Genomic DNA, 15,237 nt, shown 5'->3' with positions numbered 1-15,237 from the left:
AGGCCGACCCCGTGACCGCCACCGCACCGCGCCGCACCGCCATCCGCGGCGGACTCGTCGTCACCGCCACCGAGGAACTGCGCGCCGACGTCCTCATCGAGGGCGAACGGATCGCCGCCCTCGCCGCCACCGGCAGCCAGGCCGCCCTCTCCTGGACCGCCGACACCGTCATCGACGCCGCCGGCCACTACGTCATCCCGGGCGGCGTCGACGTCCACACCCACATGGAGCTCCCGTTCGGCGGCACCCACGCCTCCGACACCTTCGAGACCGGCACCCGCGCCGCCGCCTGGGGCGGCACCACCACCATCGTCGACTTCGCCGTCCAGCCCGTCGGCGGCAGCCTGCGCGAGGGCCTGGACACCTGGCACGCCAAGGCCGAGGGCAACTGCGCGATCGACTACGCCTTCCACACCATCGTCTCCGACGTCACCGACGCCGTCCTCAAGGAGATGGACGCCCTCGTCGACTCCGGCGAGTCCACCTCCTTCAAACTGTTCATGGCCTACCCCGGCGTCTTCTACAGCGACGACGGACGCATCCTGCGCGCCATGCAGCGCGGCGCCGCCAACGGCGGCCTGATCATGATGCACGCCGAGAACGGCATCGCCATCGACGTCCTCGTCGAACAGGCCCTCGCCGCCGGCCGCACCGCGCCCCGGTACCACGGCGAGGTCCGCCGCGAACTGCTGGAGGCCGAGGCCACCCACCGCGCCATCAGACTCGCCCAGGTCGCCGGCAGCCCGCTCTACGTCGTCCACGTCTCCGCCGCCTCCGCGCTCGCCGAACTCGCCCGCGCCCGCGACGACGGCCACCCCGTCTTCGGCGAGACCTGCCCCCAGTACCTCTTCCTCTCCACGGACGACCTCGCCGAGGAGGGCGACGACGGCTTCGAGGGCGCCAAGTACGTGTGCAGCACCCCGCTGCGCCCCCGCGAGCACCAGGCGGCCCTCTGGCGCGGGCTGCGCACCAACGACCTCCAGGTGGTCTCCACCGACCACTGCCCGTTCTGCTACACCGGCCAGAAGGAGCTCGGCCGCGGCGACTTCTCGAAGATCCCCAACGGCCTGCCCGGCGTGGAGAACCGGATGGACCTCCTCCACCAGGCCGTCGTCGACGGACACCTCAGCCGCCGCCGCTGGATCGAACTCGCCTGCACCACCCCGGCCCGGATGTTCGGCCTGCACCCCCGCAAGGGCACCCTCGCCCCCGGCGCCGACGCCGACGTGGTCGTCTACGACCCGACCGCCGTGCAGACCGTCTCCGCCGCCACCCACCACATGAACGTCGACTACTCGGCGTACGAGGGGCGCACCCTCACCGGCCGCGCCCGCACCGTCCTCTCCCGGGGCACCGTCGTGCTCGACCACGGCACCTGGCTCGGCCGGGCCGGCCACGGCACCTTCCTGCGCCGCGACACCTGCCAGTACCTCGGCTGAAGCCGCCCCTCCTCTCCCTTCCCCTCCCGGAGCCCTCCATGGACATCGGCCTCGTGCTGCAGACCGACCCGCCCGCCCGCCTGCTCGTCGACCGGATGGTCCGCGCCGAACGGGCCGGCTTCAGCCACGGCTGGACCTTCGACTCCTGCGTCCTGTGGCAGGAGCCCTTCGTCATCTACAGCCGGATCCTCGCCGAGACCACCACCCTCACCGTCGGCCCGATGGTCACCAACCCCTCCACCCGCACCTGGGAGGTCACCGCCTCCCTGTTCGCCACCCTCAACGACATGTACGGCAACCGGACCGTCTGCGGCATCGGGCGCGGCGACTCCGCCATGCGCGTCGCCGGCCGCCAGCCCGCCACCCTGGAGCGGCTCTCCCGGGCCATGCACGCCATCAAGGAACTCGCCGAGGGCCGCACCACCGAGGTCGACGGCACCGAGATGCACCTGCCCTGGGTCGGCGAGGGCGCCGCGCTGCCGGTCTGGATGGGCGCCTACGGCCCCAAGGCGCTCGCCCTGACCGGCCGCCAGGCCGACGGCTTCATCCTCCAGCTCGCCGACCCCTTCCTCACCGAGTACATGGTCAAGGCCGTGCGCCGCGCCGCCGCCGAGGCCGGCCGCGACCCCGACGCGCTCACCGTCTGCGTCGCCGCCCCCGCCTACGTCACCGCCGACGACTCCCCGGCCGCCCTCGCCCACGCCCGCGAGCAGTGCCGCTGGTTCGGCGGCATGGTCGGCAACCACGTCGCCGACCTCGTCCGCCACTACGGCGAGCACTCCGGCCTCGTCCCCGACGCCCTCACCGACTACATCAAGGGCCGCCAGGGCTACGACTACAGCCACCACGGCCGCGCCGGGAACCCCGACACCGCCTTCGTCCCCGACGAGATCGTCGACCGCTTCTGCCTGATCGGCCCCCCGGCCGCCCACCTCGCCCGCCTCGAACACCTCCGCGCCCTGGGCGTCGACCAGTTCGCCGTCTACGCCATGCACGACGCCGTCGAACCCACCATCGACGCCTACGGCACCGACATCGTCCCCGCCCTGCGCGTCACCGGTTGAACCACGGCCTTCCGGCGGCCCAGTGCGCCACCCATCCGGCGAAGCCCGGCCCGGCGGTGGTGGAGCCGAACTCCGCGCCGAAGGGCACCGCGCCCTCCCCGCCGATGCTCCAGACGTGCCCCCGGTGCGGGCCGGTGACGACGAGGTGCCAGTGGACGCCGCAGCCCTCGGTCCCCAGCACGACCGAACCGTGGTCGAGGACACGGTCGACGAGCGGGTCGATCTCCTCGGCGGGCCGCGGGTCGTCCTCCCACACCCACGCCGAGGTCAACGGGAACGGCCGGCCGAGCTCACGCGCCGGCCGGCCGGCGGCCCGGCCGCGTGGCGGCTCGGCCGGCCCCACCAGCCCGTACGCCGGCGGTCCGGCCTCGGCCCCGTCCGCGACCTCCGCGACGAACGTCCGGTACGGCTCGGGCAGCACGACGCCGTGCTTCGCCTCGAAGGCGCGCACCGCGCCCCAGCCCAGCGCTGGCCGGCCCGCCGCACCGAAGCCGAAGGCCGCCCGGAGCGCGGCGAGCTCACGAGGATCGGCGTGTTCCGTGTCCACGGGCCCATGGATACCACGCGCCACCGACAGCGCGGGCGTGGGAGAGTCGGCGGGCACCGGCGCGCACGCACGGGGCGCGCACGGACATGAGGAGGATCCGGTGACGGGATCGCGGTGGCGGGTCCATGGCCGTCGGCAGGTGTACGGCTCGCCGTGGGTCGAGCTGTGGCTCGACGACGTGGACATCCCCGGCGTCGGCCGGATCGAGCACCACGTCGTCCGGATGCCCCGCGCCTCCACCTCGGCGGTCGTCACCGACGAGCACGGGCGCTTCCTGCTGATCCACCGGCACCGCTTCATCACCGGCCGATGGGGCTGGGAGGTCCCGGCCGGCTGGGCGGAGCCCGGCGAGGAGCCGGCCGCCGCCATCGCCCGTGAGGTGGAGGAGGAGACCGGTTGGCGGCCCGGGAAGGTCGAGCTGATGACCGAGTACGACGCCATGGCGGGCATCAGCGACGCCCATTTCCGGAGCTACCACGTGACCGCCTGCCGCCGGATCGGCGAACCGCGGGACACCTCCGAGGCCGCCCGCGTGGAGTGGTTGACCGAGGCCGAGGTGGTCGGGCTCCTGGTCGGCGGCGAGATCTGCGACGGCCCGTCGCACGCGGCGCTCTCCTACTACCTGGGGCCCTACCGCCTCGCCCGCGAGGGCCGTTGACCTCCGACTCCCCCTCGGATTCCGCCCGCCCCGGCGTCGGTGCGGGCGGACGGTCAGGCCAGGGCGGTCGCGAGCAGTGCGGCCGTCGCGGCGAGCAGGGGCTCGTCGGCGGGTGCGGCGGGGTCGGGCTTGGTGGACAGGACGGCGAGGGTGATCGGGCCCCGGTGGGGCGGCCAGGTGGTGCCGACGTCGTTGGTGGTGCCGTAGCCGCCGGTGCCGGTCTTCTCCGCGACGCTCCAGTGCTCCGGCAGGCCGGCGCGCAGGCGGTCGGCGCCCGTCGTGTTGGCCAGCAGCCAGCCGGTCAGCCGGTGGCGATCGGGGGCCGCGAGGGCGTTCCCGACGGTGAGGCGGGCGTAGGTGCGGGCGATGGCGCGCGGGGTGGTGGTGTCGGTGATCCGGTCGGGCTCCGCGGAGTTGAGCGCGGGCTCCCAGCGGTCGAGCCGGGTCACGTGGTCGCCGACGGAGCGGCAGAAGCGGGTGACCGCCGTCGGGCCGCCGAGTTCGCGCAGCAGGAGGTTGGCGGCGGCGTTGTCGCTGTACGTGATGGCCGCCGCGCACAACTCCTCGACGGTCATGCCGCCTTCGAGGTTCGCGGGCAGGCCCGTGACCGGTGCGTGGCCCGCGTTCGTGACGTCCGGCGCGGTGTAGCGGATGCGCTCGGCGAGGAACGTGCCGTCGTGGTCGAGGTCCCGGAGCACCGCGGCCACGGCGATCGTCTTGAACGTCGAGCACATCGGGAAGAGTTCGTCCGCCCGGTACGCCACCGTCCTGCCGGTGGCCGTGTCACGGGCGAAGACCCCCAGCCGCGCCGCATGCGCCCGTTCGAGCGCCCGCAGCCGGCCGGCGAGGCCGGGCCCGCCCGCCGGACCCTGCGCCAAGGCCCGCCCCCCGGTGGGGAGTACGGCCGTCAGAGCGGCCCCGGCCGCCCCGCCGAGCACCTGGCGTCGACCGGGTCGCGATGTCATCGGGGGCCCTTCGTGAAGGGGGCGGCCTCGCCCCGCGAGGCCGCGGTGGCGATCGGGATGCGCATGTCCGCAGTATCACGGGGTAGTCGGGAGCGGAGAAGGGCGCCACGCCGGCCGCTCCCGCAGCCGGGGCGGGAGGGCGGGAACCGCCGGCCGGCGGTGCGGCGTCCTCGCAGGCAGTACGGCGTGCACGGGGCCGCCGTACGGTGCGAAGGGCGGGAGGACACGGATGAGCTTCGTCGCATGGATCGTGCTGGGCCTGGTGGCCGGGGCCCTGGCCAAGCTGCTGCTGCCGGGCCGGGACCCGGGCGGCCTGGTGGTGACCACCCTGATCGGCGTCGCCGGTTCGTTCGTCGGCGGCTGGATCTCCTCGAAGTTCCTGCACCGCCCGGTGACGGCCCACTTCTTCGACCTGGCGACCTGGGCGTCCGCGATCGGCGGGGCGCTGGTGCTGCTGGTCCTCTACCGGATCGTGTTCGGCCACTCCCGGAACTGAGGACGGGAGGGGGCGGGGCGCCCGGACCGGGTGGGCGCCCCGGCTCAGGTGAGCGGCAGGTCGGGCGGCAGGGCTTCGCGGGCGGCCGACCAGGAGGCGGGCACGCCGGCCAGGCCGGTGCGGGCGGCGACCACGCCGCCGGCGATGGCGGTGGTGGTGTCCATGTCGCCCCAGCCCTCCAGGGTGTGCCAGAGGGCGTCCGGCAGCGAGTCCGGATGCCCGGCGGCGGACCACAGGGCGAACGGCACGGTGTCCGGCGCGGAGATCAGGAGCCCGGAGCCGAGGACGTGCGCCGCGTGCCGCACCGTGGTGCCGTCGGGCAGCCGGGCGGCGATCCGCAGACCGGAGCGCACGTCGCTGTCCGCGGGCCGGCCGGCGATCTCGTCGAGCAACTCGGCCCGCGCGGGCGCGCCCTGACCCCGGACGGGCGGCGAGCGCGGCCGCCAGGGCGACGGCGACCACCCCGGTGACCGCTTCCGGGTGGAAGTGCGTGGTGCGGGCCTGGAGTTCGGCCCGGCGGGCGACGGTGTCGAGGTCGTCGGCGAACCAGGCGCCGAGCGGCGCCACCCGCGTCGCAGCGCCGTTCCCCTACGAGCCCTGGCCCTCGAACTGGCCCGAGGTGACCGCGCGCCGGTCGGCGCCGGCCCGGATCCCGCGCAGCACGCGGTGCATCGACGGGCCGTACGTGCGCCCGTGCCCGCGGGTGTACTCGGCGGCGAACTCCCGGGCCGGCGCGTCCTGGTGGACTTCGCCGTGGGTGCGCAGGTGGCGGACCAGGACGATCGCCATGGCGGTGTCGTCCGTCCAGTGCCAGTGCCAGTGCCAGGGCCAGTGCCAGCGTCAGGGCCAGGGCCAGCGCCAGGGCGCGGGGCGGGCCGGCCGGGCCGCGAGCGCGGTGGGGGCCTCGTCGACGGGGACGGCGAACCAGCGGTCGCCGAACGCGTCGCCGAGGGCGGGGCCGTGCAGGCTGTCGGGGGCGGGGCGGGCGAGCGGCTTTCGCCGGGCCGGGGGTGGGCGGGAGGCCGTCAGGCGTCGGCGGCCAGGCCGCGGAGGACGAGCTTCCAGACGGCCTCGAACCGGTCCTCGGCCGCCGGGTCGGACCAGCCGGTGGCGTGGGCGGGGTCGTGGAAGTGGGCGGTCGCCTCGAACACCGCGCGGGAGGTCGAGACGATCGGGGTGTGCCGGAAGTCCCCCTTCTCGATGCCGTCCTGGACGATCTGCGCGATCTGGTCGATCAGCGTCTGCAGGTGGGCGTCGACGACGTGGCTCGCCTCGCCGACCAGCGTCATGTAGGTCGCGAAGAGCTGCGGGTCGTCGAGGGCCTTGCGGCGCTTGGCGGCGAACAGCGTGGTCAGCCAACGGTGCAGGCGCTCGGCGGCCGGGCCGGGCTCGATGGCGATGAAGCGCAGGTCGTCGTGGGCCTGGGCGAGCCAGCGCTGGGTGACGGCCTCGCGCAGCGCCGCCTTGCTGGGGAAGAAGCGGTAGACGCTGCCGTGGCTGACGCCGAGGGTGCGGGCGACGTCGACGACGGTGGCCTTCGTCGGGCCGAACCGCCTGAGGACGTCCTCCGTCGCGGCCAGGATCTGTTCGGTGGTGAGTGCGCTGTCCGTGGCCACGGGGCGGTTCGTCCTAACGGGTGAGGCGTCCGCCCGCCGGGTGCGGCGGGCGGGCGGCCGGCCGGGTGGCGGCCGTCGGCGGGTGGTGCGGGTGCGGACGGCCCGTGGGCGGCGGGTGCGTGCCGCGGGCGGGACCCCGCGGCTCAGCGCTCGCTGTCGAGATGGGCCATCTGGGCGGCAGCGTACCGCTCCCCGGCCGCGGACCCGGCGGGGACCGCCGCCTCGATGGCCGCGAGGTCGGCCTCGGTGAGGGCGACGTCCAGGGCGCCGAGCGCCTCGGTGAGCCGGTCGCGGCGGCGGGCGCCGACCAGCGGGACGACGTCCTCGCCGCGCGAGGCGACCCAGGCGATCGCGATCTGCGCGACCGTGGCGTCCCGCTGGGCGGCGACCGCGCGCAGGGCCTCGACCAGGCGGAGGTTGTGGGCGAGGTTGTCGCCCTGGAAGCGGGGGCTGTGGCCGCGGAAGTCGCTGCCGGACAGCTGGCGGTCGCCCTGCCAGTGGCCGCTGAGCAGGCCGCGCGAGAGCACGCCGTAGGCGGTGACGCCGATGCCCAGCTCGCGGGCGGTGGGCAGGATCTCGGCCTCGGCGGAGCGCGAGAGCAGCGAGTACTCGAACTGGAGGTCGCTGATCGGGTGGACGGCGGCGGCGCGGCGCAGGGTGTCGGCGCCGACCTCGGAGAGGCCGATGTGGCGGACGTGGCCGGCCTGCACCAGTTCGGCGATCGCGCCGACGGTCTCCTCGATCGGCACGGCCGGGTCCAGCCGGGCCGGGCGGTAGATGTCGACGTGGTCGGTGCGCAGGCGGCGCAGCGTGTAGGCGAGCGCGGTCTTCACGGCGGCCGGGCGGGCGTCGTAGCCGAGCCACTGGCCGTCCGGGGCGCGCTGGGCGCCGAACTTCACGCTGATGAGGACGTTCTCGCGGTCGCGGCCGCGCAGGGCGTCGTGGATCAGCAGCTCGTTGTGGCCCATGCCGTAGAAGTCGCCGGTGTCGAGCAGGGTGATGCCCGCGTCGAGGGCGGCGTGGACGGTGGCGATGCTCTCGGCCTCGTCGGCGGGGCCGTAGAGGTCGGACATGCCCATGCAGCCGAGGCCGAGGGCGGAGGCGGTCGGGCCGGCGGCGCCGAGCGCGCGCCGGGGGATGCGGGGGAGGGGAGAGGTGGTGGGCATGGTTCCAGGGTGCACCCGGCGCTGACAGATTTCAAAATCTGTCATCTGTTATCTGTCATCTGAAATCTGTCAGCTGTCATTTGTCAGCGGCCGGACCCCGCCCCCGCCGTCAGTCGGTCACCCGGCTCCGGTTCTCGTACGCCAGATCGAGGTACTCGGGGTGCCGCAGCATCCACGCCTTGATGAACGGGCACGTCGCCAGCACCGCCAGCCCCCGTGTCCGCGCGTCGTCCAGCGCCGCCCGCGCCAGCGTCCCGCCGATGCCCTGCCCCTCGTACGCCGGCTCGACCACCGTGTGCGGGTACACCACCAGGCCGTCGCCGCGCAGGTACTCCGCGAACCCGGCCAGGGTGTCGCCCACCCGGGCCTCGAACCGGGCGGCGCCCTCGGCGTCACGGATCGTGACCGTCATCGCGGACTCCCTCACTGCTCGCCACGGGGCCGCGGCCGGCGGCCCCGGTCCATCATCGGGCGGCTCCCGGCGCACCGCCTGCCGAAGCCCCGCCGCCTGCCGCCGCGTGCCGGTGGCCGCCCGGTGCGCGCAGCAGGTACGCCCGGGCCGGCGGAACGTTTCGCCACGCCGTCCGGCTCCCCAGCCCGTACTCCCTCTCGAACCGCCGCAGCAGCCGCACCACCGCCCGGTGCCGCGCCCCCCGGCGCGGCCCGGACGTCAGCAGCCGCGCCGCCGACGTCCCCAGGTAGGAGAAGTACGTCAGTTCGCCGCCGGGCACCAGCAGCCGCAGATAGAGGTCGAGGACGCGCTGGACCTCCACCGGTTCGAAGTTGGTGAACGGCAGGCCGGAGACGATGACGTCGTACCGTCCGGAGCCGTCGTCGGGGCCGGCTCCCGACTCCGCCGCCCGGGACTCCGGAAGGTCCTGCACCCGGCACTCCGACACCCGCAGCCCCAGCTCCGGCCCGCGCCGTGCCAACTCCGGATCCGTCCGCAGTCGTTGGACGAACCGGGGGTTGGACTCCACCGCGTGCAGCCGGTCGCCCGCCCGCAGCACCCGCGCCAGCCGGCGCGTCACCGCCCCCGTCCCGGCCCCCACCTCCAGCACCGAGATCGGCCGGTCCGGCCGGCTCGCCGCCGGAACCACCAGCGCGTTCACCAGGTCCGCCCCGCTCGGCGCCACCGCGCCGGTCAGCCGGAAGGTGCGCAGCGCCTCGGAGAGGAAGAACCAGCCCTCGCCGCCGCCCGGCCGGGGCTCGTGGGGGACGGGCAGAGCATCGGGGCGGACAGCGGCGGCGGGAGCGGGGTGGGGAGCGGGGTCGGGGACAGGATCCGGGTGGAGCTGATCGGTCGTCATGACACCGAAGCTAGGGACGCCTCCGGCGCCCCGAATCGGCCGACCGACCGCCCGCACCCCCGACGAAAGTCGAGGGCGCCATTGGCCGTTCGTCAGGGGCCACGGCCCGCCGCCCCGTCGTAGCATCAGGGCCCTGAGTCACCGAGGGAGGGAGGACCGGATGACCGCCGAGCACCTGACACGCACACCCCGCACACCCCGCACACCCCGCCTGTCCCGTCCGGCCGCCCGCCCGCCGCAGGAGCCGCGCCCCGGTCGCGCCGCGTCGCTCGGCTGGTACGCCCCGGGCCGGAACCGGCTGATCGAGACGCTCCTGCTCGCCACCGTCCTCGTGCTCGCCGCCGAGGAGACCGTCTTCCAGTGGCTCGATCACGACCTGCCGCTGCGCCCGCTGCGGATCGCCGGTGCCGCCCTCGCCCCGCTCTCCCTCCTCCTCGCCCGCCGCCGCCCGGTCGCCGCCGCGGTGCTGCCCGTCGTCGTCTGCGGGCTGCTCAACCGCGCCTTCCCCGGCCTGTTCAGCGTCTTCCACCTGGCCTCGACGGGCCGCACCGTCCCGGCCTTCGTCGCCGGCGCCGCGATGGCGGCGCTCAGCGCGGTCCGCGCCGACTCCGTCCTCGACTGGGTCGGCATCACCGGGTCCCAACTCCTGGTCGAGGCCGCCGCCGTCTCCCTCGGCCTCTGGCTGCACGGCCGCCGCGCGCTGATCCGTACCCTGCACGCCAAGGTCGACGCGCTGCGCCGCGAGCGCGAACTGCGCGCCGAGCAGGCCCGGGCCGCCGAACGCGCCCGGATCGCCCGCGAGATGCACGACGTGCTCGCCCACCGGCTCAGCCTCCTCGTGCTGCACACCGGAGTGCTGCGCGACCAGGCCCGCGCCGGGACCGTGGCCGACGACCTCGAGCGCCTCACCCACCGGCTTGAACTGCTCCGGGCGACGGCGGCCCGCTCGCTCGACGACCTGCGGGACGTCCTCGGCGCCCTGCGCGCCTACCCGCCGGACCACCCCGGTCCACCACCCGCGCCCGGTCCACCCGCTCCACCCCTTCCGCCCGTCCAGCCACCACCGCCGCCCGACAGCACGCCGCTCTCCCGACATCCGGACCCCAGACCCGTCGCCGCGCCCGCCCTGCGCGACCTCGCCGAACTGGTCGGCGAGGCCACCGACGCGGGCCAGCGCGTCGAACTCGCCCTCGCCGGAGACCCGGAGAGCATCCCGACCACCCACCGGCTGGCCGTCCACCGCGTCGTCCAGGAGGCGCTGACCAACGCACGCAAGTACGCGCACACCGCGGCGGTCACCGTCCGCGTCCAGTACGGGGCGCCCGCGACGACGGTCGAGGTGCACAACGGTGCGGGCGACCCGGCCCCCTCCGGCGCCTGCACGGGCGGCGGCTACGGCCTGGTCGGGCTCGGCGAACGGGTCGGCGCGCTCGGCGGGTACTTCGACGCCGGTCCCGACGGCACCGGCGGCTTCCGCCTCGCCGCGCGCCTCCCCGCCTCGCCCCGGCCACCGGTCCTCCCGCCGACGCGACCGCCCGACCGGACGGCCCCCAGCCCCCGACCGCCCGAACCGACCCCGACCCCGACACCGATCCCGATCCCGACCTCGACACCGACACAGGATCCGGGCCCGAACCCACCGAGCGAGGCGATGTGATCCGCACGATGGTCGTCGACGACGACGCACTGGTCCGGCTCGGGCTCGTCGACCTGCTCGCCCAGGACCCCGAGCTCACGGTCGTCGCCGAGGCGGCCGACGGACTGGAGGCCGTCGAACTCGCCGGACGGCACCGCGTCGACGTCGCCCTCATGGACATCCGGATGCCCCGGCTCGACGGCATCGCCGCGACCCGCCGGCTGCGCGAGCTGCCCGACGGTCCGCGCGTCATCGCGCTCACCACCTTCGACCTCGACGAGTACGTCTACCGGGCACTCGCCGCGGGCGCCGACGGCTTCCTGCTCAAGGACACCCCGCCCGCCGAGATCGCCCGTGCCGTCCATGTCGTCGCCGGCGGACAGGGGATGCTCCATCCCGCCGCCGCCCGCCGGCTCATCGACCGCTACCACCGCACCGGCGAACCCCGGGCCGTCGCCGCCCGGGGCAGGCTGTCCGCGCTCACCCCGCGCGAGACCGACGTGCTGCGCGAACTCGCCGTCGGCCGCTCCAACGCCGAGATCGCGCTCGCCCTCGGCATGCGCGAGAGCACCGTCAAGGCCCATGTCAGCCGGATCCTCACCGGACTGGGCGTCGGCAACCGCGTCCAGGCGGCGTTGCTCGCCCGGGACGCGGGCGTGGTGGACGACTCCGCCTGACCGACCGTCGCCCGCTCACGACCACCGGAGGTCCGTACCGTCCGGACTGTTCCCCGTCCGCCCGTTCTCGGAGCGAATCATCCCGTCCCGACCAGGTCCGATCAGCGCCACGCGGTACTCGCCACCGACCCGCCATCACCCATCTGGCTTGGAAAAGGCGCGCCTTGGCGTCCCGCGCTGCCGAACCCCCGCCCCGGGTCCATGGTGGAAGTGGGCGCGATCCGGCGATCGCGTCCGCGCGCCGGGCCAGAACCGCACGCCGTGCGCCGACCGCGTCCCGCGGCCCGCGCACCGGTGCGGATCCCGGTCCCGGCACGCTGGGAGCAGGGCCACCTCGCAGGAAACCGAACGGTTCTTCTAGGCTCACATCTCGGCTTCCCTGCAGTGGTGCGCTGTTCCGCGCCTGCCGCAAGGGAAGCCGCCGTCCACGGAGGCCCCGGGACGATCGGGGCCACCGGATCGAGCGAGGAGGACGCACATGCCACACACGCCGCCCAGCCGTTCCAGCGCACGCGGACCGGAGGGACCCTTCCGCTGTCCCGCCGTTGCCGCCGGGCCCGTCCGCCCGGCGACCTGGTCCGGCCGACCCGCCCGGCCGCTCTATACCGGCGGCGGCCGCGGAGGCGAGCGTTGAGTCCTCAAGCCGTCCGCCCGTCCACCGCACCGGCGGCCCCCGCGACCGCCGTCGCTCCCACCGCCGTTGCCGCCACCACCCAGGGCACCACCCGCAGCGCCACGCAGAGCATCACCACCACCGGCACGCTCACCGCGGCGACCGTCGCCCCCGCGACCGGAACCGGCACCACCCCCGGCACCACCCCCGCCGTAGCCGCCACCTCCGCCACCTCCGCCACCTCCGCCACCTCCGCCGTAACCGCCGTCACCACCTCCGCCGTCACCACGGCCGAACCGACCAGGACCGCCGACGCCGCACCCGGCGCGGCCGCGCCCGGCACGACCAGACCCGGCACCGCCCGAACCGCCCTCGCCCCGGCCACCCCCACGCCCGCCGCCGCACCACCCACCGCGGCGGCCCCCCACGCTCCGGCCGTCCCCGACAGCGAGGGCCAATCCGGCCCCACCGCCGCCCTCCCCGGTCTGCCCCGGGCCCTCACCACCCGCGCCCGCACCCTCGCCGGAGCCGTCCGCAGACGCTGCGCGGACCTGGCCAGGATCGAATCCCCCAGCGGCGACGCGCCCCGACTGGACGCCCTCGCCGAGGAGTTGGCCGCCGGCTTCCGTGCCACCGGGGCCACCGTCCAGCGCGAGCCCGGCCCCGCCGGTGACCACCTGGTCCTCCAGTGGGACGGCCGGGACGAGAGCCTGCCGCACCTGCTCGTGGTCGGCCACCACGACACCGTCTGGCCCGCCGGCACCCTCACCGACTGGCCGGTCACCGAACACGACGGCACCCTCAGCGGGCCCGGCGTGGTCGACATGAAGGGCGGACTCGCCATCCTCGAAGGCGCGTTCGCACTCCTCGCCGACCTCGGCCAACGCCCGCACCGCACCGTCCGGCTGGTCGTGGTCTCCGACGAGGAGGTCGGCAGCCCCGACGGCCGCCGGCTCGTCGAACGCCAACTGCGCGGAGCCGCTGCCGTCCTGGGCCTGGAACCCCCGCACCCGGACGGCCGGCTCAAGACCGCCCGCCGCGGCTCCACCCGGGTACGGCTCACCGTCACCGGACGCGAGGCGCACGCGGGCAACGACGCCGCCCAGGGAGTCTCGGCGGTCGACGAACTGGTCGACCAGCTGGTGGCCGTCCGAGGCCTGGTCAGCCTGCCCGGCACCGAGCTCAACGCGGGCCGGATCAGCGGCGGCAGCCGCGCCAACGTCATCGCCGGCCGGGCCGAGGCCGAACTCGGCCTGCGCTTCGCCACCACCGAGGCACAGCGCCGCACCCTCGACGACCTCGCCCGGCTGACCGCGCTCCGGCCCGGCGCCCGGGTCCGCACCGAGGTGCTGTCCAGCCGCCCGGCCTGGCCCGAGCGCTCCGCCAACCCGCTGCTGCGCCACGTCCGTTCCCTCGCGGCGGCACTCGGGCAGCGGCTGGACGGCGGTCCGGCGGGCGGCGCGGGTGACACCAACCTGCCGGGCTCGCGCGGACTGCCCACGCTCGACGGCTTCGGTGCCGTCGGCGGGGGCGCGCACGCCCGGCACGAGCACATCCGGATCGACCAGCTGGCACCGCGGATCGCCCTGCTGGCGGCGCTGCTGGCCGTCCCGCTGCCGAGGCTGCGCGACCGTTCGGAGGGCTGAGCGCGCGGCCGGCGGGCCGACCTGCCGGTCGGGACGGTGGTCGGCGGGTCCCCGGACCCGCCGACCACCGTCCGTCAGCGCGTCTGCGGTTCCCGCTCGGCGTGCGCGAGCAGCGGGAAGAGCCGGGTGACCGCCACCGCGGGCCGGGTCCCCGCGCGCGGCCCGTGCCCGCGGTGGGGCGCGAGCAGGGCGCGCTGCCTCCAGCACGAGACCGGCCACCTCGGCGGCGGCCTCTCCATATCGACCGTCTCGCCGCCCGGGGCCGGCGCGACGACCGTCTCGCCGCCCGGGGCCGGCGCGCCGGCCTGCGCTGCACCGCCCTGCGCTGAGGCCGGCCTGCGCTGCGTCGGCCCCGAGCCGAACCCGCCTACCCGGGACCCGCGGCGGCGTCGGCGAGGATCGCCCGCAGGCGGGCCAGGCACTCGGCGACGAACGCCGGATAGGTGTGCCAGTAGTACGGCACCCCACTGGCGGCGACCGCGATCGCCCAGGCGCGCGCCCGGGTCCAGGTCGGCCCGTCGAGGTCCAGCGCGTCCCGGTAGGCCCGGCGCGCCGCGGGCGGCAGGTCCCAGACGGCCGCATGCTCGGCGTCCGGGTGGCCGACCGACAGGCAGCCGAAGTCGATGACCGCGTGCAGGCGCCCGTCCCGGACCAGCAGGTTGGTGGGCCTGAGGTCGCCGTGCAGCCACACGTGCGGCCCGGACGGGTCCGGCAGCGCGAGCCCGGCCCGCCACAGCCGCTCCAGCGCGTCCACGTCGAGCCCCCCGCCTCCGTCGGGGAGGTCCGTGCCCGGGCCCGCCAGCGCGCGGCAGTCCGCCAGGCACCGGCCGGCCCACTCCTCGCCGTCCCGCAGCGAGCCGCCCCGATACCAACTGAGGTCGCCGGCGCGGGTGGCGCCCATCAGGTCGAGGCCGTGCAGCTCCCGCACGAACGCCGCGAGGTCGGCGCCGAAGGCCGCCCAGTCCCCGACGCTCGCCGTCCCGGCCTCCGCGCCGTCGATCCAGCGGTAGACCGACCAGGCGAGCGGGAACCCCGCGCCGGGCGCGCCGCGGTGCACGGGCGCGGGCACGGCGCGCCCGAGCAGCGGGGCCAGCCGGGGAAGCCACTCCTGCTCCTTGTGCAGCGACTGGGCACCGTCCGGGGTGCGCGGCAGCCGGACGAGCAGGTCGTCGCCGAGCCGGTACATGGTGTTGTCCGTGCCCGCACCCGCCGGCGCCAGCGCGAGGCCGGCCCACTCCGGCCGCTGCGCCCGCAGCAGGGCGCGAACCAGGTCCTCGTCGGCCGGGATCTCGTCCGTGTGCAGTGTCATGCCCGGGAGTCTGGTCCGGGCGTCGCGCGCGGGCCACCGGTTTTCCGTCCCGCCGGGCGGGCGGCCCCCGACGGAGGCGCCCGTCACCGGCGGCG

15 protein-coding genes and 1 pseudogene are annotated in these 15,237 nt (G+C 75.9%); 7 read left to right on the top strand and 9 right to left on the bottom strand.

The annotated features are described in order from the left end of the window. The first annotated feature begins 11 nt into the window (after positions 1 to 11). Together hydA and ABTX81_RS11685 are read left to right on the top strand one after the other, a co-directional pair. Positions 12 to 1,439, top strand: a complete 1,428-nt coding sequence (hydA, locus tag ABTX81_RS11690; protein ID WP_350543347.1) for a dihydropyrimidinase — start codon at positions 12 to 14, stop codon at positions 1,437 to 1,439. Between the two features lie 38 nt (positions 1,440 to 1,477). After that, a complete protein-coding gene (locus ABTX81_RS11685) occupies positions 1,478 to 2,503 on the top strand; it encodes a TIGR03842 family LLM class F420-dependent oxidoreductase (RefSeq protein WP_350543346.1) in 1,026 nt (341 codons plus the stop codon). On the opposite strand, the gene ABTX81_RS11680 is transcribed toward ABTX81_RS11685, so the two are convergent. Then, positions 2,493 to 3,050: an SMI1/KNR4 family protein gene (locus ABTX81_RS11680; RefSeq protein ID WP_350543344.1), complete on the bottom strand. Its 558-nt coding sequence runs from the start codon at positions 3,048 to 3,050 to the stop codon at positions 2,493 to 2,495. The two genes, ABTX81_RS11685 and ABTX81_RS11680, sit on opposite strands and share 11 nt — an antisense overlap. Before the next feature lie 100 nt (positions 3,051 to 3,150). On the opposite strand from ABTX81_RS11680, the gene ABTX81_RS11675 reads away from it, so the two are divergent. Next, positions 3,151 to 3,708: an NUDIX hydrolase gene (locus ABTX81_RS11675; protein ID WP_350543342.1), complete on the top strand. Its 558-nt coding sequence runs from the start codon at positions 3,151 to 3,153 to the stop codon at positions 3,706 to 3,708. A gap of 53 nt (positions 3,709 to 3,761) precedes the next feature. On the opposite strand, the gene bla is transcribed toward ABTX81_RS11675, so the two are convergent. Further along, a complete protein-coding gene (bla, locus tag ABTX81_RS11670; RefSeq protein ID WP_350543340.1) occupies positions 3,762 to 4,673 on the bottom strand; it encodes a class A beta-lactamase in 912 nt (303 codons plus the stop codon). Between the two features lie 229 nt (positions 4,674 to 4,902). Between bla and ABTX81_RS11665 the strand changes: the two genes are divergently transcribed. Continuing rightward, positions 4,903 to 5,169 carry a GlsB/YeaQ/YmgE family stress response membrane protein gene (locus ABTX81_RS11665; RefSeq protein ID WP_350543338.1) on the top strand — a complete coding sequence of 89 codons (267 nt, stop codon included), beginning with the start codon at positions 4,903 to 4,905 and terminating at the stop codon, positions 5,167 to 5,169. A 44-nt stretch (positions 5,170 to 5,213) separates the two neighbouring features. Here the strand turns inward: ABTX81_RS11665 and ABTX81_RS11660 are convergent, their stop codons facing one another. From ABTX81_RS11660 to ABTX81_RS11635, 6 genes and pseudogenes are all read right to left on the bottom strand, one after another. After that, a complete protein-coding gene (locus ABTX81_RS11660; RefSeq protein ID WP_350543336.1) occupies positions 5,214 to 5,561 on the bottom strand; it encodes an ADP-ribosylglycohydrolase family protein in 348 nt (115 codons plus the stop codon). Between the two features lie 73 nt (positions 5,562 to 5,634). Beyond that, positions 5,635 to 5,958 (bottom strand): annotated as a pseudogene (locus ABTX81_RS11655) (ADP-ribosylglycohydrolase family protein); the annotation flags it as partial. 236 nt (positions 5,959 to 6,194) lie between these two features. Next, positions 6,195 to 6,785 carry a TetR/AcrR family transcriptional regulator gene (locus tag ABTX81_RS11650; RefSeq protein WP_350543334.1) on the bottom strand — a complete coding sequence of 197 codons (591 nt, stop codon included), beginning with the start codon at positions 6,783 to 6,785 and terminating at the stop codon, positions 6,195 to 6,197. A 143-nt stretch (positions 6,786 to 6,928) separates the two neighbouring features. After that, complete coding sequence (locus tag ABTX81_RS11645) at positions 6,929 to 7,951, bottom strand: aldo/keto reductase (protein WP_350543332.1); 1,023 nt, start codon at positions 7,949 to 7,951, stop codon at positions 6,929 to 6,931. A 109-nt stretch (positions 7,952 to 8,060) separates the two neighbouring features. Continuing rightward, positions 8,061 to 8,363, bottom strand: a complete 303-nt coding sequence (locus ABTX81_RS11640) for a GNAT family N-acetyltransferase (RefSeq protein ID WP_350543330.1) — start codon at positions 8,361 to 8,363, stop codon at positions 8,061 to 8,063. A 52-nt stretch (positions 8,364 to 8,415) separates the two neighbouring features. Further along, positions 8,416 to 9,261 (bottom strand): class I SAM-dependent methyltransferase, encoded by an 846-nt coding sequence (locus ABTX81_RS11635; protein ID WP_350543328.1) that lies wholly within the window; start codon positions 9,259 to 9,261, stop codon positions 8,416 to 8,418. Between the two features lie 160 nt (positions 9,262 to 9,421). On the opposite strand from ABTX81_RS11635, the gene ABTX81_RS11630 reads away from it, so the two are divergent. From ABTX81_RS11630 to ABTX81_RS11620, 3 genes are all read left to right on the top strand, one after another. After that, positions 9,422 to 10,918, top strand: a complete 1,497-nt coding sequence (locus ABTX81_RS11630; protein WP_350543326.1) for a sensor histidine kinase — start codon at positions 9,422 to 9,424, stop codon at positions 10,916 to 10,918. Then, positions 10,915 to 11,574, top strand: coding sequence for a response regulator (locus ABTX81_RS11625; RefSeq protein ID WP_350543324.1), 660 nt, complete (start codon positions 10,915 to 10,917; stop codon positions 11,572 to 11,574). Before ABTX81_RS11630 ends, ABTX81_RS11625 begins: the two co-directional genes overlap by 4 nt. 630 nt (positions 11,575 to 12,204) lie before the next feature. Then, positions 12,205 to 13,833 carry a M20 family metallopeptidase gene (locus tag ABTX81_RS11620; RefSeq protein ID WP_350543322.1) on the top strand — a complete coding sequence of 543 codons (1,629 nt, stop codon included), beginning with the start codon at positions 12,205 to 12,207 and terminating at the stop codon, positions 13,831 to 13,833. 367 nt (positions 13,834 to 14,200) lie between these two features. Here the strand turns inward: ABTX81_RS11620 and ABTX81_RS11615 are convergent, their stop codons facing one another. Next, complete coding sequence (locus ABTX81_RS11615; RefSeq protein WP_350543320.1) at positions 14,201 to 15,142, bottom strand: aminoglycoside phosphotransferase family protein; 942 nt, start codon at positions 15,140 to 15,142, stop codon at positions 14,201 to 14,203. Positions 15,143 to 15,237: the final 95 nt, after the last annotated feature.

The sequence above is a fragment of the Kitasatospora sp. NPDC097605 genome (assembly GCF_040302725.1).
Classification (GTDB): Bacteria; Actinomycetota; Actinomycetes; order Streptomycetales; family Streptomycetaceae; genus Kitasatospora.
The sequence above is the reverse complement of the archived record's forward strand: the minus strand, read 5'-3'. Positions and strand labels throughout refer to the sequence as shown.